The organism is Cerasicoccus frondis (assembly GCA_031296915.1).
Lineage (GTDB): Bacteria > Verrucomicrobiota > Verrucomicrobiia > Opitutales > Cerasicoccaceae > Cerasicoccus > Cerasicoccus frondis.
Window position 1 is genome coordinate 44,914 of sequence record JAVDPC010000031.1, and the last position, 19,252, is coordinate 64,165.

At 58.5% G+C, this 19,252-nt stretch carries 16 protein-coding genes; 6 read left to right on the forward strand and 10 right to left on the reverse strand.

All coding sequences use genetic code 11. The features are described 5' to 3' along the window. Window positions 1–12: 12 nt before the first annotated feature. Window positions 13–960, forward strand: a complete 948-nt coding sequence (locus tag RBB63_RS19355; protein ID WP_309386751.1) for a GDP-L-fucose synthase family protein — start codon at window positions 13–15, stop codon at window positions 958–960. A 24-nt stretch (window positions 961–984) separates the two neighbouring features. Here RBB63_RS19355 and hrpB read toward each other — a convergent pair whose 3' ends face one another. After that, window positions 985–3,558 carry an ATP-dependent helicase HrpB gene (hrpB, locus tag RBB63_RS19360; protein WP_309386752.1) on the reverse strand — a complete coding sequence of 858 codons (2,574 nt, stop codon included), beginning with the start codon at window positions 3,556–3,558 and terminating at the stop codon, window positions 985–987. A gap of 44 nt (window positions 3,559–3,602) precedes the next feature. Here hrpB and RBB63_RS19365 point away from each other — a divergent pair, with 44 nt between their 5' ends. Further along, entirely contained in the window at window positions 3,603–5,204 is a 1,602-nt protein-coding gene (locus tag RBB63_RS19365; protein ID WP_309386754.1) for a S1 family peptidase, read from the forward strand. A gap of 12 nt (window positions 5,205–5,216) precedes the next feature. Here the strand turns inward: RBB63_RS19365 and RBB63_RS19370 are convergent, their stop codons facing one another. Continuing rightward, window positions 5,217–7,277, reverse strand: a complete 2,061-nt coding sequence (locus tag RBB63_RS19370; RefSeq protein WP_309386756.1) for an alginate lyase family protein — start codon at window positions 7,275–7,277, stop codon at window positions 5,217–5,219. A gap of 4 nt (window positions 7,278–7,281) precedes the next feature. Continuing rightward, entirely contained in the window at window positions 7,282–7,524 is a 243-nt protein-coding gene (locus RBB63_RS19375) for a hypothetical protein (RefSeq protein ID WP_309386757.1), read from the reverse strand. A gap of 166 nt (window positions 7,525–7,690) precedes the next feature. Between RBB63_RS19375 and RBB63_RS19380 the strand changes: the two genes are divergently transcribed. Next, window positions 7,691–7,891 (forward strand): SlyX family protein, encoded by a 201-nt coding sequence (locus tag RBB63_RS19380; RefSeq protein WP_309386759.1) that lies wholly within the window; start codon window positions 7,691–7,693, stop codon window positions 7,889–7,891. A 9-nt stretch (window positions 7,892–7,900) separates the two neighbouring features. Here RBB63_RS19380 and RBB63_RS19385 read toward each other — a convergent pair whose 3' ends face one another. Both RBB63_RS19385 and RBB63_RS19390 read right to left on the reverse strand, forming a co-directional pair. Beyond that, a complete protein-coding gene (locus RBB63_RS19385) occupies window positions 7,901–9,784 on the reverse strand; it encodes a S1 family peptidase (RefSeq protein WP_309386760.1) in 1,884 nt (627 codons plus the stop codon). A 70-nt stretch (window positions 9,785–9,854) separates the two neighbouring features. Continuing rightward, entirely contained in the window at window positions 9,855–10,706 is an 852-nt protein-coding gene (locus tag RBB63_RS19390) for a PfkB family carbohydrate kinase (RefSeq protein ID WP_309386762.1), read from the reverse strand. Between the two features lie 131 nt (window positions 10,707–10,837). Here RBB63_RS19390 and RBB63_RS19395 point away from each other — a divergent pair, with 131 nt between their 5' ends. Both RBB63_RS19395 and RBB63_RS19400 read left to right on the forward strand, forming a co-directional pair. Next, window positions 10,838–11,605, forward strand: a complete 768-nt coding sequence (locus RBB63_RS19395; RefSeq protein ID WP_309386765.1) for a putative 4-mercaptohistidine N1-methyltransferase — start codon at window positions 10,838–10,840, stop codon at window positions 11,603–11,605. Between the two features lie 152 nt (window positions 11,606–11,757). After that, window positions 11,758–14,094, forward strand: coding sequence for a Tex family protein (locus RBB63_RS19400; protein WP_309386766.1), 2,337 nt, complete (start codon window positions 11,758–11,760; stop codon window positions 14,092–14,094). Between the two features lie 107 nt (window positions 14,095–14,201). Here the strand turns inward: RBB63_RS19400 and RBB63_RS19405 are convergent, their stop codons facing one another. From RBB63_RS19405 to RBB63_RS19420, 4 genes are all read right to left on the reverse strand, one after another. Beyond that, window positions 14,202–15,215, reverse strand: a complete 1,014-nt coding sequence (locus RBB63_RS19405; RefSeq protein ID WP_309386767.1) for a glycosyltransferase — start codon at window positions 15,213–15,215, stop codon at window positions 14,202–14,204. A gap of 54 nt (window positions 15,216–15,269) precedes the next feature. Continuing rightward, window positions 15,270–15,650 (reverse strand): hypothetical protein, encoded by a 381-nt coding sequence (locus RBB63_RS19410; RefSeq protein ID WP_309386768.1) that lies wholly within the window; start codon window positions 15,648–15,650, stop codon window positions 15,270–15,272. Between the two features lie 13 nt (window positions 15,651–15,663). Further along, a complete protein-coding gene (locus RBB63_RS19415) occupies window positions 15,664–16,119 on the reverse strand; it encodes an abscisic acid-deficient protein Aba4 family protein (RefSeq protein ID WP_309386769.1) in 456 nt (151 codons plus the stop codon). A gap of 201 nt (window positions 16,120–16,320) precedes the next feature. Beyond that, on the reverse strand, window positions 16,321–16,929 hold the full coding sequence (locus tag RBB63_RS19420) for a thioredoxin family protein (protein ID WP_343219137.1): 609 nt from the start codon (window positions 16,927–16,929) through the stop codon (window positions 16,321–16,323). A 129-nt stretch (window positions 16,930–17,058) separates the two neighbouring features. Here RBB63_RS19420 and cysE point away from each other — a divergent pair, with 129 nt between their 5' ends. Next, the gene (gene cysE, locus RBB63_RS19425; protein ID WP_309386770.1) at window positions 17,059–17,844 is read left to right on the forward strand and encodes a serine O-acetyltransferase; all 786 of its coding nucleotides are present in this window, start codon (window positions 17,059–17,061) and stop codon (window positions 17,842–17,844) included. A 94-nt stretch (window positions 17,845–17,938) separates the two neighbouring features. Here the strand turns inward: cysE and RBB63_RS19430 are convergent, their stop codons facing one another. Continuing rightward, window positions 17,939–19,225 carry a hypothetical protein gene (locus RBB63_RS19430; protein WP_309386771.1) on the reverse strand — a complete coding sequence of 429 codons (1,287 nt, stop codon included), beginning with the start codon at window positions 19,223–19,225 and terminating at the stop codon, window positions 17,939–17,941. Window positions 19,226–19,252: the final 27 nt, after the last annotated feature.

Genomic DNA, 19,252 nt, shown 5'->3' on the forward strand with positions numbered 1-19,252 from the left:
GTTTAGCATCCCATGAACTCCGATTCGAAAATTTACGTGGCCGGTCATCGCGGCATGGTGGGCGCTGGCGTGGTTCGCGCGCTCCAGGCCAAGGGCTACCAAAACATCATCACCCGCACCCGCAGCGAGCTGGACCTGACGAACCAAGCAGCCGTCAATGAGTTCTTCGCCACCGAAAAACCGGACGTGATCGTGATCGCCGCAGCCAAGGTGGGCGGCATCCACGCCAACAACACCTACCCGGCTGAGTTCATTTACGATAACCTCGCGCTTGAGCAAAACCTGATCCATGGCGCCTATCAACACGGCGTCGGACGCGTGCTCTTCCTGGGCAGCTCCTGCATTTACCCGAAGCTCGCCGAGCAGCCCATGCGTGAAGACGCCCTGCTCACCGGCCCGCTTGAGCCCACCAACGAAGCTTATGCCATCGCCAAGATTGCCGGCCTCAAGCTTTGCGAATTTTACCGACGTCAATACGGAGTGACTTATCATTCCGCCATGCCGACTAATCTTTACGGCCAGCGTGATAATTACCATGGCGAAAACTCCCACGTGCTGCCCGCCCTGCTCCGCCGCTTCCACGAAGCCAAGCAGTCCGGCGCTGAGAGCATCACCCTCTGGGGCACCGGCTCGCCGATGCGCGAGTTCCTCCACGTGGACGACCTTTCATCCGCCTTGGTTTACCTGCTGGAGCTCGAAGAGCCGCCCGACCTCGTCAACGTCGGCTACGGCAGCGATGTCACCATCAAAGAACTTTCAGAGATCGTCTGCGAAACCGTGGGCTTCGAAGGCGAGATGGTTTGGGACACGAACCGCCCCGACGGCACCCCGCGCAAGCTGATGGACTCCTCCATCATGCGCAGCCTCGGCTGGGAGCCCAAGATCGATCTTCGCACCGGCGTTAAGCTGACCTACCAGAGCTTCCTCGACGAAATGGCCGACGGCTCCCTCCGCGCCTAAAGCGTCCCGACAATTGGCAAACCGCTAGCGCCATTCATGCTTGGGATAGCGCCCCTTGAGCTCCTTCTTCACACCTTCGTAGGAAGTCTTCCAAAAATTCGCGAGATCTTCGGTTATTTGGCATGGGCGGCCATTGGGCGCTAGCATTTCGACAACCAGCGGAATGCGGCCATTACCAATCATCAACTGCTTCGGATCGACGTCGTAGAAGTCCTGCAATTTACTTGAAATAACGGCGCGCGGACCGCCCGAGGCGTCGGGCTCATAGCGAATTTGCGCAGGCTTGCGGCGGGTAGGCAAATTGAAGTCCAGCGGAGCCATATAGTCCAGAGCGGCCAGTTGCTCATCCGTCAGCCAATCCTTAAGAAAAGGCCAGGGATCTTTGTCGCGAATTTCCTTATAGCCCACACAGCCATAGCAGAACTGCTCCAGGATCATTTTACGCGCATCAGTGTCAATGACTTCAATCTCCAACTCCGGGAAGCTTTGCGCTGCAAAGTTAACGCGATTAATCCACTCATCCCGCTGCCCGGTCCACTTCTTCAACTCAAGCTTCCCAGCCATGATCTCTTCCGCCAGCAAAGCGGCCGCAGCATCGCTAGTAGGCTCCCCTCGGTCAGTCGAAGACAATACCAGGTCGCGGAACTTGCGCTCTTCACGCAGGACCACGCGCCGCATATCCTTATCGTAAACCACTTCACTTTGCACTGCAAAGTCATCCGGGAAAAATTCCTCCAACCACTCCTCTTCTATTTCGGTGGCCAGCGAGAGAATTGTATTCACGTCACCGCGCGTTTCGATCTCGTCAATTTCAGCGGCGACAAACAGCTCTGCATCACGCGCCGCACTGTCGCGCTTCAGCTCGCCACGACGCCCATGCACGATGGAACAGCGCAGCGTCCCCCGCCCATCGCGCTTGGCCAAATGATCTGAAAACGCGAGCAACAGACAGCGCCTCAGCGCCTCCTCGTCCAGTGGTCCGGGGCCTGCATTCAGACCCTGTGATTCGGCAATGCGGCGAAACTGCTCCGCCGCGCGATCCGCATCACGACTGGCATTGGCGTGAATGCCCCACTGCCGACAAAAGCCATGGTTGTAGTTCTGCTTGCGCGCCATGCCCCACGCAGAAAGCCATTGAAAAAAGTCCGAAGGCGAATCCCCCAGAATCGCTTCACGCTCCTCGCGCTTACGCCGATCATTGATCGGCAGGAGCAAGTCCCGCCCTTGCGCAAATGCGGCCAGCAACGCCGCATGCCACACGCATCCTTCATCATGCGCCGCCAGCAACAAACGGGCCCAGCGCGGGTGCAAGGGGAAGTCCGCGAGCTTGCGTCCGACCTCCGTCAGCTCGTATTGCTCGCCCTTCACTTTGCGTGGCAAATCAACTTTGCGACGCAAAGCTCCGAGATCCATCAGCAGTTCGATGCCGCGCTTTAGCGAAGCCTCCTCGGGCCGCTCGAACCAGGGAAATGCAGCAAAATCTGTCACGCCGGCCTTGCCCAGTGAGAGCAGCGTTTCACTCAAATCAATGCGCTTGATCTCAGCCAGCTCACGCTCGTCCCGGTGCTCATGTTCCTTTTCGCTCCACAGGCGCAAGGCATGGCCTGGCGCGGTGCGACCGGCGCGCCCCGCTCGTTGGTCCGCCGAGGCGCGGCTAGTTTTCTCAATGAGCAAGGTGTTCACGCCGCGATGCGGATCGTAGCGCGCCACACGCACGAGCCCACTGTCGATGACCAGCCTCACGCCATCGATGGTGATCGATGTCTCGGCGACATTCGTTGCGACGACCACCTTGCGCTTATCGTATTGCGCCACGGCGGCGTCCTGCTCTTCTGGTCGCAGCTCGCCATAAAGCGGAAACACAAGCGTCTCCCGGCCAGCTTTCGTGCATTGGATCGCCTCGACTGTGCGTTTAATCTCGTATGCGCCGGGCATGAAAATCAGACAATCGCCCTCGTGCTCCCCCGCCAGGCGATCAAAGTGATGCGCCGCCTGATCCCACACCGGGGCCCCCGCAACTTTTTGTGCGGCGGCAGAGTATTCAATGGTCAACGGATAAGTCCGCGTCTCAACGGTGAGAACTTCAGCGGGCGCCAGGTATTCCGCCAGCGATTCCGTGTCCAGCGTCGCCGACATGACGATGATCTTCAGGTCCGGCCGCGACGTTTCCTGCAGTTGCTTGACCATCGCAATGCCGAGGTCGCTGTAGAGATGCCGTTCGTGAAATTCGTCGAAAACGACAGCGCCCACCTTGGGCAGTTGGGGGGCCGTCAACATCTGCCGCAACAAGATCCCTTCAGTGACCAATTTTATACGCGTATCCGGCCCAAACTGGCGATCAAAGCGGATGTGGTAGCCCACTTCGTCCCCCAGTCGTCCACCCCGCTCGTAGGCAATGCGCTTGGCGAGTAAACGGGCGGCCAAACGCCGAGGTTGCAATACGACAATCTCTTGATGATCAGGCACTAAGCCCGAATCCAGCAGAATCTGAGGCGCCTGGGTCGACTTGCCCGATCCGGTTGGCGCCTGCAAAATGGCGCGCGGCAAAGGCCCGCTGAGGGCATTTTTCAACTCGACGGAAATGGAATGTATGGGCAAGTTATCGGACAACATAATAAAAACACCAGCATCACGAAATCTGGATGAAACAGGCACAACAGCATGTAACGCAAAGCTACCCCGGGAGAAGCCTAAATGCCTGGATCATTTTTGGCGCACTCCTGCTGAGCATGCTTTGTTGCGACGCAGACATCTCCTGGCAAGCTCAACCCAAGCAGTCATTCAAAATCGGCTTCCCCGTCGGCACGACTCAAGTCACCCTCCAGCCCGGCGTGAACTACCCCATCGTGTGGGAAAAGGAAGGTGAATGGTACCTCGCGATCATCCTCAATGGCGAACGCCGCAACGTGCTGGCGCCCAAGGAAATCGACGGGCAACCCAGCGGCCAGGCGAAAGACGACGTATTCAACGCAGCCAAGCCGCTGACCATCGACGCCAGCCAGCAGTATGTCATCATGCGCAAGGAGCAGACCTATCCGGTGCTCGAAAAGAACGACGATAAAATCTCCCTGCAGCTCCCGGAGGAAAGCCCCGTAGCCAGTTGCTCCTTCCCGAAAAAGTATTTTCAACTCACGGCGACCATCACGGATGAAGCCGACGACACGCCCACCGGCCAGGAATCCAGCGAGGCGCTGACTGAGCGCTGGGACGAGTTGCGCAAACTCCATGCGCAAGAAAACATTACCGCCGCCACCAAGCCCGAAGATTACGTCTGCCTGATCGCCGGTGATGCGGGTTCCGGCACTGGCTTCCTGCTCCGCGATGGCGACAATGTGTATTGCTACACGGCGTTTCATGTCGTCGATGGCGCGAAGAACATGAAGATTTATAAAATGAACGGCGATGAACTCACGCCGCTCACGCTTGAGGTCGCCAACTATCGCGACATGGCCCGCATGCTAATTGCCAATGAGCCCAAGGCGTTGCCCGGTTTTCGTGAGGCCGACATCGGCGAGAAGCTGACCGTTTACGGCAACTCGCAGGGGCGCTTCCGCGTGACCCAATTGAAGGGCAAGGTAACCGGCATCGGCAACAACGAGATCGAGACCAACGCGGAGTTCACCTCTGGCAACAGCGGCAGCGCCCTGGTCGCCGAAAAAGACGGCTACGCCATTGGACTCGCCAGCTATATCGAAAACATTGCCGAGCCAACGGACTTAACCGTGCGCGACACGCAGTTTGCCAAGCCACGCCGCGTTAGCGAGGCCTTGGACGACCGCATTCAGTGGATACCTGCCGAGCTCAAGCGCCTGCACTCCGCCAACCGACGACAGCAAGAGCACCGGCAATTCGTCGACCAAAGTCTGGTTATTTTGCTGCGCATCGCCGCAGATCCCTACACGCAGCTCATGGACATCGACATTAGCGACGTCGGCTTGAAGCGCTGGATCAGCTACTACAATCGCAGCCTCGAAACATCCCAGCGCAGCGCCCTGCAATACGAGCAAACCCGGGAAGGCGTCGAGGCATTCGCCAACGATTTATTACTCCTCTACAAAGACCAGTTGGAGCGCTTTACCCGCCTGTGCAAAACACGGGAGGCGCAAATACGCGCCATGCGCTACTATCCGGGAACAGAATTTCAGAGCGAGCAAAACCAACGCATGCTGGCCGAAATGCAGGCACTGAATCAAATCAACGACACCATCGTGCAGCGCCTGAACGCCATGGCGCCCAGGCGGTAAACTCCGCCCGGATCAGCGCTCAGCCTTGGCGCGCAGCGTATCCCAATCGGCATCTGCAGGCGCGATTAGCCAGACGAATTCCGAGGGACCCGCAATCATCGTTTCATAAATAGCCTGTGTCGCTGGTTTACGCACATTGAAGGATGGGCTATACCAGCCCGCCTCAAAGGGCTCAGTTTGGCCCCGCAACAGAAGGGCGCTGCATGCCTTTTCCGCAATCAGCTCCATTCGCAGATTCGCCCCTTCGGGGTCCGCTGTAAACAGCACGCCCTTGCCATAATTAACCTCCCGCTCCGGGTGGAAAAGCCAGCGAAATTCCACCTTCGTCGGGCCAAAAGCCAACACCTCATCGCGCACGACCCAACCCAAGCCATGATGATACGTCACCTCGCGGCGGTGCGTGCGTGGACCTTTGCCACGCAAAGCATCGGCGGGGTATTGAACACTGGCGCCAAAGACATCACGGTCACTCCCCATCTCCGCCAGCACCTCCATGGGCGCGCCCACTTTGGCTGGGCCTGGCATTGCCGCCTGCCCATCGAGCATCACGGTATTGTGGCCAGTGGGCCCGATAAAATAATCGCGCGCAGCGCCGGGTGAGTAGTTGAAGCGCCCGCTGTCGACCAGGAAATCTTTGCCGCCAAACGACACGGACAAATGCAAGCGATCATTGTGGTGATGATCACTCCCGTACGGGCCGATGTCAAAGAACGCCCATTGCGCATCGCCCAACCAACCATCGCGCATAACCGCATGCCCCGCCCAAGGAAAAAAGCGTGTTAGCGCCCCCTCGGGCTCAACGCCTCGGCGGCCCGACGAAGCAAGGTATTCCCAGTCCGGCCGATCAAACCATTTGAGGGCGCGGCGCAGCTCGACACGGTTATGGATCAAGTCCGAATCATTATTGAGCGGGCCTTTTCCTTTAGGACGCATCACGTAGGCAAAGTAGTCCCACATCTGCTCAACGCCAGGCTTCACACGCTGGATGTAGTGCGGCTTGCCCGAAGCCTCCAGCATCTCCAAATAACGCTGAAAACTGAGCAGCGCCGTGAACTGATAATGATTCGTCAGCTCCTCGTAAGCGCCATCCGGGTAAACTTGCTTTTCCATCAGCCCGGACACCGTTTCGACCGAATCACTCAGCCAGGCGTCGGCGTCTTTGAACTCCGGAAACGCAATCGCCAAAAGCCCGAGCATGACCTTTTCCGTCAGCAGATGATTGCCCCACAGCGAGGGATAATTCAGCAGCGCGTCCGCATGATCCGGCACGCTCGACAACAGCAGCAGGCGCGCTTCGGGTGAAAAATCCGGCGAGTCCTGCAATCGGGTAAACGCATACAACCACGACCGGTCGATGCGGCGCGCGACCTCCAATGGACGCCAGGCCGAGGAGAAAGAACGCTTGCCCGGGTAGGGATTGGCGCGCACCCAGTCCGCGAGGTTTTTACTGACAAACTCCGCATAACGCCGGTCGCCAGTCTGCTCCCACATCGCAGTGACCGGGATCAGGTAGCCCATGCGGTTGATCCACCACGCCCACTCCGGGTCGTCACGCGGGCCGCGGTAATACCAATCCAGCAGGCCGTCTTCCCGACGCGGCTGTCGCCCAAAGTTGCCATGCTGCTCGTAAACATCCTGCATGACCAGCTCGGCCATCACGTAATTGGCGCCAATGCCGGACACATCTTCCGCCAGGATGTCCGCCCAGTCACGCTGACGGTAATACTCCACCAGCGCCAAGCCCGCGGCATCCCAATCACCCTGCTCAGAAAGCACCTTGACCGCTTCCAAACCAGGGTAGTCGAGATTCAGTTGCTGCAACAAACGACGCAACCGCACCTCGCTTATCTCCAACTGGACGCCCGGTTCGCGCAAAGGTTCATCCGGCGCTAGCTTCACGTCCGCCCAATCAACCTTCTCCGCTGGACGCCAATTCTGCGCAGCGGCCTTCACTTGCTCAACAATAGGCGCGACGCTTTCATCTTCCGGCGTAGCGGGGTCATCCACCGGCGCCGCATACCCACACAACGCCAGCGCGCAAACCAACCACCCTGTGCGCATCAACCCGCGCATTGCCCTAAGAAAGCCCGCGCCCCAGCAGACGGCCAATCGGTTTACTCAGCGCCCAGAGCAACGCCGCCAGCACAATTGCGCTCAACGGACGCGCCACCTGGGTCAGCACAAAATAGCCAAGATAAGTCGGGTTAAAATCACTGGCGCCCTCGATGAGATTGGCAACCAGTAACCACAAACCCAGCACGCCCAAAAACAGCGCGCATAACCGGACGCCGAGAATTGCGTGGGCGGTGGTGGAGTTCATAGCCGCCACCATAGTGGGCGGAGATTAAAGGAAAAAGATTAAAGATTAAAGTTTTTGGGTCAGCAAAAGGATGCATGAAAAAGCCGCACACTGATAACAGCACCCACCTTTTTCCTTTAATCTTTTTCCTTTTTCCTGCCCCATCCCCAGCCTAGTGTGATCGCATATGGATGACCAAGACGCGATAGTCCGACTCGAATCCCAGCTCGCCCACCTGCAACGCCATGTGGAAGAACAGGACCGGGAAATCTACCGGCAAGGCGAGATCATCAACCGACTGGTGCAGGAGTCGAAGAAGCTCCGCGAGCGCATGCAAGACATGGCCGACAGCAAGGACATCCCCAACGAACGCCCACCGCACTATTGATTGCGCAACTCAGTTGGTGGAAATTGTGCGCATGAACTCGCGCAGTTTTTCATCGAATTTTTTCAGGCGCGCAAATTCCCTCTGATAGTATGCAGAGCGCATTTCACGCTCCACTCGCTCGCTAACGCTGTCTAGCCGCTGGACCACACGACGCTTGAAGTCTTTCGTTGCGCGCTCATTGGTAAGCGATCCGCTGCCGCGCTGACCATTATAGCTATCGTGAAAATCGATCAGCAGGTCCCGTATTTCTCGGTTTGTTTCATGAGGCTCGATCACGCGGTTTTCAAGGATGACTCCCATCGCGACATCCAACACACCTTGCAAAAACATTTCGTATTCGGCCAGGCTGTCCTGCTCTTCCCTCAAAGACTCAAAGCTCGCGCTCTCCCACTCCGTTACGTTATCGATCCGCTCGGCGAAACGACGACGCTTCTTGACCTCGGGCTCTTTCTCGGGCTCCTCCTTTTCACGATAGGAAGGAGGTGTGCGGTAATCCCTTTCAGGCTTCTTTTCTTCAGGCTTGTCCGCCTCGGGAACTTCATACTCGATGTAATACGTGGCCAGCCCAATCACACTTCCAGTGTCATGATGCAAGATGGGACTGCCGCTATTACCTTCCACAAATTTCGCGTCAATTTCCACTCGGCTCGGACCAACTCCATTTACCTTGCCGTGCAATACAGTCGCCACTGAAGCACCGGACTCATTGCCGATGACGGTCACGCCGTCCCCAATGCGCACGGCCTCCATAAAGTTGTCCAAGGGCTTCAGGCCACTTTTGTCGTAATCGATCTGAAGCAGCGCCAGGTCACGGTCCTTGGCGATGAAAAACTGCGAAGGAAGCCGAATGACCTCCCCCCTCAGATTGGTACACTGCACGTTTTTAGCGCCGGCAATCACGTGTATGTTCGTGGCCAGGAAGCGTTTGCCTTTTGCCTCCATGATAAAGCCCGTGCCGGTTCCTCCATCAACGTCAATAATCGCAATCGACTGGTAAGGAATGTTATTCACCAGTTCCTGCGCTGCGGCCGACAAGGGCTCTTCTTCCGGCTCTTCCGGTTTTGCTTCCTCGTTTGCTGATTCGCCGTCATTGGAATTTCTCCCCGCCATATTCGACATCATTTCTTCACGCGGCTTATATTCTGGAATAAAGAGGCGTGGCTCACGCCATTCATCCTTTACGTAGGGAGCCCCCTCCGCAGGAGTAATGTAGCTGTAGATAAGCTCGGAAGCATAACTGAAGCGGATTTCCATCACTTGACGATAGACTGAGGAAGGATAGCTATTCGTGCTGCCCTCATGCCGAAAGGTTCGCCCGTCTAGGTCGCTCCAGGGAACGTCGGGTTGAGGGTTTCTCGTAAATGATTGTCCTTCAGCGGTGAATTCGAAGATGTTGCCAGCGCCAATGCCAGTAAACTTCACCTTAAAACGCTCGGTTGCCCTAAATTTGGCGACATAACGATAAAGCTCGGGGTTGTTTTTCATCCGCTCAGGGTCAAATTCAATCACATGCAAATTGTAGGCAACTTCCAGACCCTCCGGGAGCGAAACCGGTGAGCGATTGAACAAGGTAACACCTAGGGCGGGGCGACTGTAGCCAAGTCTGCTAGTCATTGATGACTCGCGCATCGACACTTCAAACATCGACTCATTACCAAGAATAAGGGGCATTGCCCACTGTAACACCTTTATCCTCGTGTGCTCACTTAAATCAGCAAAGGGGATCTTACGGACAACCCCTTCGCTATTGGTCACGAAAACCAAATCATTCTCCATCCGCGTGGCGACGCCTTCAACGCGCTCTCCACTAGCGGTGAAAATTTCATCCGGCGCCTGAGCGTTCAGCCCAAGCGATACCGCAAGATAAACAATCACGCAAAATAAAAACTTCATATACCCTTGTGCTCGACTACATGAAGATATGAGTCTCGATCAACACAAAACAATCAGATTCAAAAGAGCGCTACACCGCACCGTCCTGGCTGGCAATCTGCGCACCGCGTTCGCAGGCGGCGCTCAGTGAATCCGTGATCGATTTACCCGTGGTCAGCCCGTAGACGAGCGCCGCCATAAACGCATCGCCCGCGCCCACGGTGTCCTTCACTTCGACCGGGGGCGACTTGGCCGTGACAACTTCACCATCATCCCAGAAGACGCCGCCTTCGGCGCCGCGGGTCACACAAATTCTGGATGCGCCGGCGATCACCTTGAGCTTCGCGCATTGTTCGACCACGCCTTCCACCGTCTCAGCGGCGGGCGAATCCGTCAGGCGGCCCAACTCGATTTCGTTCAGCTTCACGAGGTCAGACTGAGCGGCGAGCTTGAGCGCCAGGTCAAGGTCATCGTAAGGCTCGCGCAAATTAACATCCAGACAACGCATCGGCCCCTCCACACTGAGCAAGGCCGCCAGCTGTTCGCGGTTGGGGTTCAGCCGCAGGGCGAGCGTTCCATAAACCACCGCGCTGGCCTGCGCCGCAGCGGAAAGGACATCGTGGCCCACGCAAAGCGCATCCCAGGCCACGGGCGTGGGAAATTCATAGCTCGCGTTGCCCGCCTCGCTCAGAGAGGCGATCACCGTGCCCGTCGGCAGCTCGTCATCGCGTCGCACAAAGTCCAGCTTCACACCCCGCGCTTGGGCTCGGCGCAAGGCTTCTTCCGCCAGAAAATCGCGCCCGACGGTAGACACCAGGCGCGCATCCGCGCCAAGCTGCGCTAAATGGCAAGCTACGTTAAACGGAGCGCCTCCCAGGAACAAGCCACGAGGCAGGCAGTCCCACAAAATTTCGCCAAAACAAATAATACTTGGTTGAGACACAGTAAAGATTCAGTCGTTGTTTAAGTCGGGTTTCAGTAGATTTTACCACTATAGTCGGGCAGTCCGAAAAGGCAAAAGAAACTGTCGCTTCCGTTCTTGGCGGATGCAAAAATTTCCCTACTGTTGCGCGTATGAGTGTCTACGAGACCGAGCCCCTGCTTGCCCAATATTTGCTGCTTCACTATGGCGACGCCAACGAAGTATTGCCCTACGCCTTTGGCCCCCAAAGCGCATTGGAGTTCCCCCGCCGCTGCGTGGAAGACCTCGTGGCGCGCATTGATGTGCCGCCCGGCGCCCGCGCACTCGATGTCGGCTGCTCGGTTGGCCGCGCCAGCTTCGAGCTCGCCCGCGTGTGCGAGGAAGTCATCGGCGTCGATTTCTCGGAAAGCTTTGTCAACGCCGCGCTTACTTTGCGGGACAAAGCTCAGCTCGATTACGAACGCCCGCACGAGGGCGACATCACCCTGCGCACCACCGCCGTGGCCCCCGACCGCGTGGACCGCCACCGCATCGACTTTCGCGTGGGCGACGCCATGAACTTACCTGCCGATCTAGGCCAATTCGATGTCCTCATGGCGTGTAATTTGATCTGCCGCCTCCCCGACCCGATGAAGTTCCTCGACCGCGCAAAGCAGCTCGTCAAGCCCGGTGGCCAGTTGGTCATCACCACGCCTTTCAGCTGGCTCGAAGACTACACGCCCAGGGAAAACTGGCTCGGCGGCCTCCCCGATAAATCCGACTCCTTCCTCGGCCTGCGCAGCGCCCTTAGCGCGGACTTCAAGCACGAACTCACCCAGGACATGCCCATGCTGATCAAGGAACATGCTCGCAAGTATCAGTGGACCGTCGTTCAAGGCACACGTTGGCGGCGCAAAGCCAGCGTCCCGCTGGACCGATAGATTTGCGCAATGCGCAAATGCCACTCCAACGGCGCCTTATCTGGAGACGGGGCCCCACCTTTGCCAGCGATCTGTAAAAAGCATTCTTTACGGCTAATTTCCTTTGCCAAAACCGAACGCGATCTTTTCAGTTCTCCACTTTTTCTCGCGCTATGAACGAAACCCATGTGATCTCCATTGCCCAGGAAATTAGCGTCCCCGTCATGCAAGTGGCGGCGACGGCCAAACTGCTCGACGAAGGCGCCACCGTGCCCTTTATCGCCCGCTACCGTAAGGAAGCCACGGGGCAACTGGACGAAGTGCAGATCACCGCGATCCGCGACCGCTTGGGCGAAATGAAGGCCCTCGACGACCGCCGCGCATCCATCGTGAAGTCCCTCGAAGAGCGCAACCTGATGACCGACGACCTCAAGGCCAAGATCGACGCCGCCGAGTCCGTCGCCCGCCTGGAGGACGTTTACCAGCCCTACCGCCCCAAGCGCCGCACCCGCGCCATGATCGCGCAAGAAAAGGGCCTCGCCCCGCTGGCGGATTTCCTCTTCGAAAACCAGGGTGCCGCCGTCCACGCCGAAGCTGCGAAGTTCGTCGTCGAGAGTGAGGAAGAAGACAAATCCGTGCCCGACGCCGAAGAGGCGCTCAAGGGCGCGCGCGACATCCTCGCCGAGCGCTTCAGCGACGACACCGAGATGCGCGTCGAGATGCGCAAAGTTTATGAGAACGACGCTATCCTCGAATCCAAGGTAATGTTTGGCAAAGAGGAGGAAGGCGCGAAATACCAGGACTATTTTGACTTCAGCGAATCGCTCAAAACCGTGCCTTCGCACCGCATGCTGGCCATCCGTCGCGGCGCGAACGAAGGCTTCCTGTTTTTCCGCATCGTCGTGGACGAAGAGCAGGCAACCGGCCTCATGAAGCGCCGCTTCCTGACGGGCAACGGCGAGGCCGCCAAACAAGTCGAGCTCGCCATTGAAGACTCCTTCAAGCGTCTGCTCGGGCCGTCGATGGAGACCGACTCCCGCCTGTCTTCCAAGAAACGCGCCGAGGAGCAGGCCACGAAGGTCTTTGCCGAAAACTTGCGCGAGCTGCTGCTTGCTTCCCCACTCGGCCAAAAGCGCGTCATGGCGGTCGACCCCGGTTTCCGCACCGGCTGCAAAGTCGTCTGCCTCGACGCCCAGGGCGCACTGCTGCACAACACCGTGATCTACCCAGGCATGGGCGGCTACAAGGACGAGGAGGCGAAGAACGTTGTCCTCGCAACCTGCCACCAGTTTAACATCGAAGCCATCGCGATCGGCAACGGCACCGCGAGCCGCGAGACCGAAGCGTTCATCAACAAGTGTGGTCTCCCGAAGTCCATCACCGTGGTGATGGTCAACGAGAGCGGCGCGTCGATCTACTCGGCGTCCGAAGTTGCGCGCGAAGAGTTTCCCGACCAAGACCTCACCGTGCGTGGTGCGGTGTCCATTGGCCGCCGTTTGATGGACCCCCTGGCCGAGCTCGTAAAGCTCGATCCGAAGAGCATCGGCGTGGGCCAATACCAGCACGACGTCGACCAAATGAAGCTCAAGGACAGCCTCGACGACGTCGTCGTCAGCTGCGTGAACGCCGTCGGCGTGGAGGTCAACACCGCCTCGAAGCAGCTGCTCAAATACGTTTCCGGCCTCAACACCCGCCTCGCCGAAAGCATCGTCGCCACGCGCAATGCCAACGGCCCCTTCCGCTCCCGCAAGGAGCTGCTCAAGGTTTCCGGCATGGGCCCGAAGAGCTACGAGCAATGCGCAGGCTTCCTCCGCATCCGCGATGGCGAGCACCCGCTCGACGGCTCCGCGGTCCACCCGGAGCGCTACACGCTGGTGGAAAAAATGGCCGCCGACGCCGGCTGCTCGGTCTCCGATCTCGTCCACAGCGACAAGCACCGCACGCGCATCCAACTGGAGAAATACGTCAGCGACGAGGTCGGCCTGCCAACGCTCAAGGACATCCAGTCCGAGCTCGCCAAGCCCGGCCGCGACCCGCGCGAAAAGTTTGAAGCGTTCAGTTTCGCCGAAGGCGTCAACACGATGGACGACCTATCCCCCGGACTTAAGCTGCCCGGCATCGTGACCAACGTTGCGGCGTTCGGCGCGTTCGTGGACATCGGCGTGCACCAGGACGGCCTTGTCCACATCAGCGAGCTGAGCGATGACTTCGTCAACGACCCGGCAGAGGTGGTCAAAGTCCACCAACACGTGCAAGTGACCGTGCTCGAAGTCGACGCCGCCCGTAAGCGTATTTCACTTTCGATGAAGACCATGCGCGACGGCGCTCAACCGCACAAGCACGCCGGTCGCGGCGGCGATCAACGCGATCGCAATGACCGGGGCCATCAACGCGGCGGTCACAATCGCGGCGGCTTCGGCGGACAGCGCGGCAATGACCGTGGCCCCCGCCGTGGCAACGACCGCCAGCGCAACCAATCCTTCGGCAATTCTCTCGGCGACCTCTTTTAAGCTTTGCATCGCAAAGTTTAACGTAGAAGCAGCATCTTGTCACTTTACCAATCCGACTGAAACCAAAGCGGCTGGAAGTCGCTTCTACATGGTTAACGATATCCAGTTCACGCTGCCGGTATATAGTCCACGCCGAGGCGGTAGCCGCGCTCTTGCAGGTCGGCTTCTATTTCCTGGCGCGCGCCTCGGGCGCCAACGTAGATCAAGACGCCCACCGGGCCCGGCGCGGGGAGTTCATCCGGTGAACGGACGGGGATGCCTTCGACTTCGCGCCCGATCTTTTTTGCGTCCACATCCACAAAGCTCGCCACTTTGACGCCAAGGCGGCGCAAGTGTTGCAGGCGCTTGCGAGTGGTGCGACCAGCGCCCCAGACGAAGACTTCCCGACGTGCAAAATGGTCCTTAACCCAGCGATGCAGGTAGTAAGCCTTGAGCTGGTAAAAAACGTCGACCTGATAGCGTGGATCGTTGCGGGAAAGACGAGTCGGCATGTCACGCCAATGCAGAAGAAACTCCGGGCACTTGCCCATCTGCACGCCGGCGTCAGCCCAGCGCAACCACAGCTCGTAGTCCTCCGGGAAATCGCCGTTTCTGTAGTCCCCAAACTGCTCAATCACCGAACGCCGGAAGCACACGCTCGGGTGCGCGTAGGGCGACTCCACAAAACGGTAGAGGCGGATATCCGTGGGCGTCAGCAGCGTGTTAATCCAGTCTACATAGTTGGCGTAACCGACGTGTTGATCACGGTCGCCGAGGTAGGTCACACAGCTGCCAACCACGCCGATGTCCGGATTTTCTTCGAGGAAACGAATCTGCGTTTCGAGCCGGTGAAAGGTGGCGATATCGTCGGCGTCCATACGCACCAGGTAATGCCCTTCGGACTCCTTGATGGCGAAGTTAAGCGCATCGACAATGCCCCTGCCCGGATTCATCTTGCAACGGATGCGTGGGTCCGCCTTGGCCAGCTTGCGCGCAATATCCCCCGTGGCGTCCGTCGAGTGGTCATCCACAATAATCATCTCCCAGGCGAACATCGACTGGGCCATGATCGAACGCACGGCGAGCTCGAGGGTTTCCTCGGCATTCCTCACCGGCAGCAGCACCGATACCTGTGGCGGCATGGGGGAGACGCTAACCATTCCTCGCCAAAGCGCAAGCGAGGAGCGAGGCCTTCGCTACGGGCCCACGACACTGTTGACCTTGAAGGTAGGCAGAAAAAGCACACAGGCCGATAGCACGGCCAAAATCAGCATTACAGCTGAGAGCCCCCAGAAAACACCGCTATAATCCTGCTCGATCTTCGACGAAGTCGCCACGGCAAAACCGCCGATGATAGCCACAAACAATCCCGCCGTTACTGCTAAATTATACTTTAAAAACATTCCGACATCGATCAGCAGTTGCGTTAACCTCGGCAGCTCAACGCCAAAGTCCGCGAACATCTCCGCAAAGATCGGCGCGATGTACAGCAGCCCCAAAAGCAGGATCAGGCACAGCGAGAAGAACACCGTCGGCGCAGCAATGGAGCCCACTCCTTTAATATGTCGATCACTCATGCTGTAACATTAACTACTTTCCAGAGGCTTTGGCCAGCAATAAACGCAGCGCAAACACGAGCAGCCCCAGCGGACCGAAAAGCCAGCAGAGCGCGAGCTCCACCGGAATGCGCCATTTGCGCTTGCGCGCTTCGATGAAGATCGTTTCGCCCAGGAAGAGGTTCAGTATCTGCGCGTGCAGCCAGAGGATCAGCAACACCAGCGGGTGTGTGGCGACGGCGGCCTGGTCACTGTAGTTGAGCCCGGTTGGCGCGTCCGGCAACCCCACGGACCACAGTTGGTAATACAGATAAATCAGCCCCAGCGCAAAAATCGGCGGCGCCAGGTAAGGCGTGCACAGGTGGCGCGTGTATGGCTTGCCCGGCAAGAAAATCATCAGCGCCCAAAACGGCGCCCCCGCCAGCGTAATGATCCAAAAGAGCCGCGTGAGCGTCTCCCCGGCAAAAAGCTCAATCATCCAGCTAGGCATGATGCGTGAAGAACTTTTGCAGCGGATGAACACGGATGAAACGCAGGTATTGCATTAAGCCGAAATTATTCAGCCAGCGATGATCTTGGCAAAAAAATTTCCCCGCCCGGCATAAAACCGGACGGGGACCTCTCATCTACCCCCTGGTTATCTGGGATGCTCCCACCCCATCTAACTGGAAATTCGAAAGTTAACTATCACTTAATACTTAACGCTGCAACCGTAAGGTTTGCTCTTGGGCGTGGTGATGTTCTTGCCCTCCATGGATGCGCTCAGCGCGAGGTCCACGTAGTTGTCGGCGGTGTCCACATCGCCAGGGTTGGCGGAGCGCTTGCTGTCGATCGCGCCCATGTAGACGATTTCGCCGTCCGGGTTGATCACATACATTTGCGGCGTATTGGTCGCGCCGTATTCCTTGCCGACTTTACCGGTGTCGTCCACGAGGTAAGCGGTGCCAGACCAGCCCTTTTCCACGTTGGTTTCCTGGGCCTTGGCGGGGTCCATGTGGCCTTGCTTGCCGGGGGCGGATGAGCAGATCGACAACCACACGACGTCTTTACCGGTCCACTCCTTCTGGAGTTCGGTCATCTTGGTGGAGCCGTCGTAAAATTTCTTCACGAAGGGGCAACCGTAGTTGGTCCATTCCAGGACAACCCATTTACCCTTGTAATCAGCCAGGCTGTGCTCGACGCCGTCAGCGCCGGGCAACGTGAAATCGGGCGCTTCCTGGCCGACATCGACCTTGGCGGAAGCCGTCAGGGCGACGGACATAATGGAAGCGGCAATGAGGATATTGCGGAGTGTTTTCATAGCGATTGAAGCGTGTGTTCTGGTTTTACGACCTCACCAGGCCGGTTTTGTTCAAAGTATTAAGGTGTCGGCGGAATGAAAATCGTCAAATAACTTGCGCCGATTTGCGGTTCGGGCAAAGTACATCGCATGCAGGCAGAGGAACTATGGCAGGAATTAAGGCAAGAGGCGGAAAATATCGCCAGGCGCGAGCCTGCGCTTTCGGGCCTGATGAACGAGGTCATCCTGCTGCGCCACAGCCTGCAGGAGGCGCTGAGTGTGCGCCTGTCGCGCAAGCTGGCCTACCACGCCACGCCGGAAGGCTACCTGAAGGAGGTCTTCATGGAGTCCTTCGACCACGACCCGACGCTGATCAAGCGCGTGGTCAACGACATCCAGGCCGTCAGTGAGCGCGACCCGGCCTGCCCCAATGCGCTTTACCCGGTGCTGTATTTCAAGGGCTTTCAGGCGCTGACGTGCTACCGCATCGCGCATCACTTGCTTTTGAGCAATCGGGAAGACCTCGCGTTCTATTTACAAAGCCTGATCAGTGAAGTGTTCGCGGTGGACATCCACCCCGCCGCGCGCATTGGCTCGGGCATCCTGCTCGACCACGCCACGAGCTTTGTCGCGGGCGAAACCGCCGTCATCGAAGACGACGTGTCCATCCTGCATGAAGTGACGCTCGGTGGCACCGGCAAGGACAAGGGCGACCGCCACCCCAAAGTGCGCCATGGCGTGCTCATTGGCGCGGGCGCCAAACTGTTGGGCAACATCGAGATCGGCGAATGCGCGAAGATCGGCGCCGGCTCGGTCGTCGTCAACGACATCCCGCCGCACAGCACGGCGGTTGGCGTGCCCGCGCGCGTCGTCGGCGTCGCCGCCGAAGATGAGCCCTGCCGCATGATGAACCACCGCTTCAGCAACGCGGATTAGGCAGCGTCAGCCAAGTCGATTAGACAATTAAAAGGTGGAGCCCGATGTCTCCATCGGGCAAGAGTTTGCCTCGCAGCCACCACGCGAATACGGCCTATTTAAAACGGGCCATGAGCGGCACCAGGATCTCGGTGACCACGCCTGCGCCGTTGTCGCGCGCATGCCCACGAGCCACGGCGGACACCGTGCGCGCCGATTCGCTGTCTTCCCGGCCATCGGGGAACGCGCGTTGGGCGAGAGACAGGTAAGCCGTGCCAAAATCCAGCGCCAGCGTGGCGAGCGCCGGGTCGTTGCTGACCTCCGCCGCCAGACCGATGAGAATCGGGTTGTGCTGGCGTATCTGCCCGTCTTCCTTCCAGTGCGGCTGGTCGGAACACTTGCCAATGCCCAGCACATCGCTGCCGAAAATGGGCGCCACATCGAGGTCGATCACCTCAATGCCAGCCGGAATCAGGTGGGCGAATTCCTGCATTACGCGAGCGTCGTAGCGGTTGCTCTTGGCAATGCGGCGGTAAAAGCGGATTGCCGCAGCCAATGCACCCGCATCCGGGTCTAACAACTCCGGCATCAAGGCGTCGATGATGGCCTCGGCCGCCTGCCGGAAGCGCAGGTCAGCGGAAATATTCCAGAGCTTCAGGAGCGCTTCGACCGCGCCCGCGCTCAACAAAGCCTCGCCACGATGCAGGTTTTCGCGCGGGTCATTGGCAATGTGCGGCTCGTAGACTGCGCCGTTTTCATCCAGGCCAACTGGCAACATCTCACCCGCGATGATCGCGTCGGCCCAGCGGCCGCCATATTCAATGGCCCACTTCGCGTAGCGCTGGGACCGGTTGATCCGGTAAGCAGCCAGCGCCAGGCTGATGCAGTGGAAATGCTCCGGCGTATTGAATTCCGGCGAGCTGTCTTTATTAAAGCCCTCGGCGCCAAACGTGTGGCTCGGGAAAATGCGCTTTTCGGCATCGTACCACGGGTCGACGTCCTCGCTCCAGTTGCCCAGATGCTCTGCGGCGTCGAGCAGCTGCCCGATGGTCACCACGTCGTCGTCAAAGCGGGCCAGTTGGGCCAGAAAAATTTCAAAATGTTGCATGCCGCGCGTAACGTCGGCAATGCGCCAATAGCCGTGCCGCCAGGCTTCGGAGCTCTGGAAATGCCGGGCCGTCAGATCGCGCAATTTGTGCAGGAAACGGGCGCCGTGGTGCGCAGGCTCGAAGTAAAGCAGCGGGAGCCAGCCAGTGGCGTAAACGGCCTGATCCGGCGTATCCAGCGGGGGCTCATTCTCGTAGCGGCGAATACAGTCGTCCGCCCAACTGCGCAACTCGCGCAACAGGCACTTCCCCGCTTCGCGCGGGTCCTGGTGTCGGGCGAGTTTAAAGTGATACATCGGGTAGTTGGGCGGGCGGAGGCGGCA

Bases quoted from the DNA above. Each gene is read 5' to 3' on its own strand.
- RBB63_RS19355 (WP_309386751.1), top strand. From the start codon at position 13: ATGAACTCCGATTCGAAAATTTACGTGGCCGGTCATCGCGGCATGGTG.
- RBB63_RS19365 (WP_309386754.1), top strand. From the start codon at position 3,603: ATGAAACAGGCACAACAGCATGTAACGCAAAGCTACCCCGGGAGAAGC.
- RBB63_RS19370 (WP_309386756.1), bottom strand. From the start codon at position 7,277: ATGCGCGGGTTGATGCGCACAGGGTGGTTGGTTTGCGCGCTGGCGTTG.
- RBB63_RS19375 (WP_309386757.1), bottom strand. From the start codon at position 7,524: ATGAACTCCACCACCGCCCACGCAATTCTCGGCGTCCGGTTATGCGCG.
- RBB63_RS19380 (WP_309386759.1), top strand. From the start codon at position 7,691: ATGGATGACCAAGACGCGATAGTCCGACTCGAATCCCAGCTCGCCCAC.
- RBB63_RS19385 (WP_309386760.1), bottom strand. From the start codon at position 9,784: ATGAAGTTTTTATTTTGCGTGATTGTTTATCTTGCGGTATCGCTTGGG.
- RBB63_RS19395 (WP_309386765.1), top strand. From the start codon at position 10,838: ATGAGTGTCTACGAGACCGAGCCCCTGCTTGCCCAATATTTGCTGCTT.
- RBB63_RS19400 (WP_309386766.1), top strand. From the start codon at position 11,758: ATGAACGAAACCCATGTGATCTCCATTGCCCAGGAAATTAGCGTCCCC.
- RBB63_RS19405 (WP_309386767.1), bottom strand. From the start codon at position 15,215: ATGCCGCCACAGGTATCGGTGCTGCTGCCGGTGAGGAATGCCGAGGAA.
- RBB63_RS19410 (WP_309386768.1), bottom strand. From the start codon at position 15,650: ATGAGTGATCGACATATTAAAGGAGTGGGCTCCATTGCTGCGCCGACG.
- RBB63_RS19415 (WP_309386769.1), bottom strand. From the start codon at position 16,119: ATGCCTAGCTGGATGATTGAGCTTTTTGCCGGGGAGACGCTCACGCGG.
- RBB63_RS19420 (WP_343219137.1), bottom strand. From the start codon at position 16,929: ATGAAAACACTCCGCAATATCCTCATTGCCGCTTCCATTATGTCCGTC.
- cysE (WP_309386770.1), top strand. From the start codon at position 17,059: ATGCAGGCAGAGGAACTATGGCAGGAATTAAGGCAAGAGGCGGAAAAT.
- RBB63_RS19430 (WP_309386771.1), bottom strand. From the start codon at position 19,225: ATGTATCACTTTAAACTCGCCCGACACCAGGACCCGCGCGAAGCGGGG.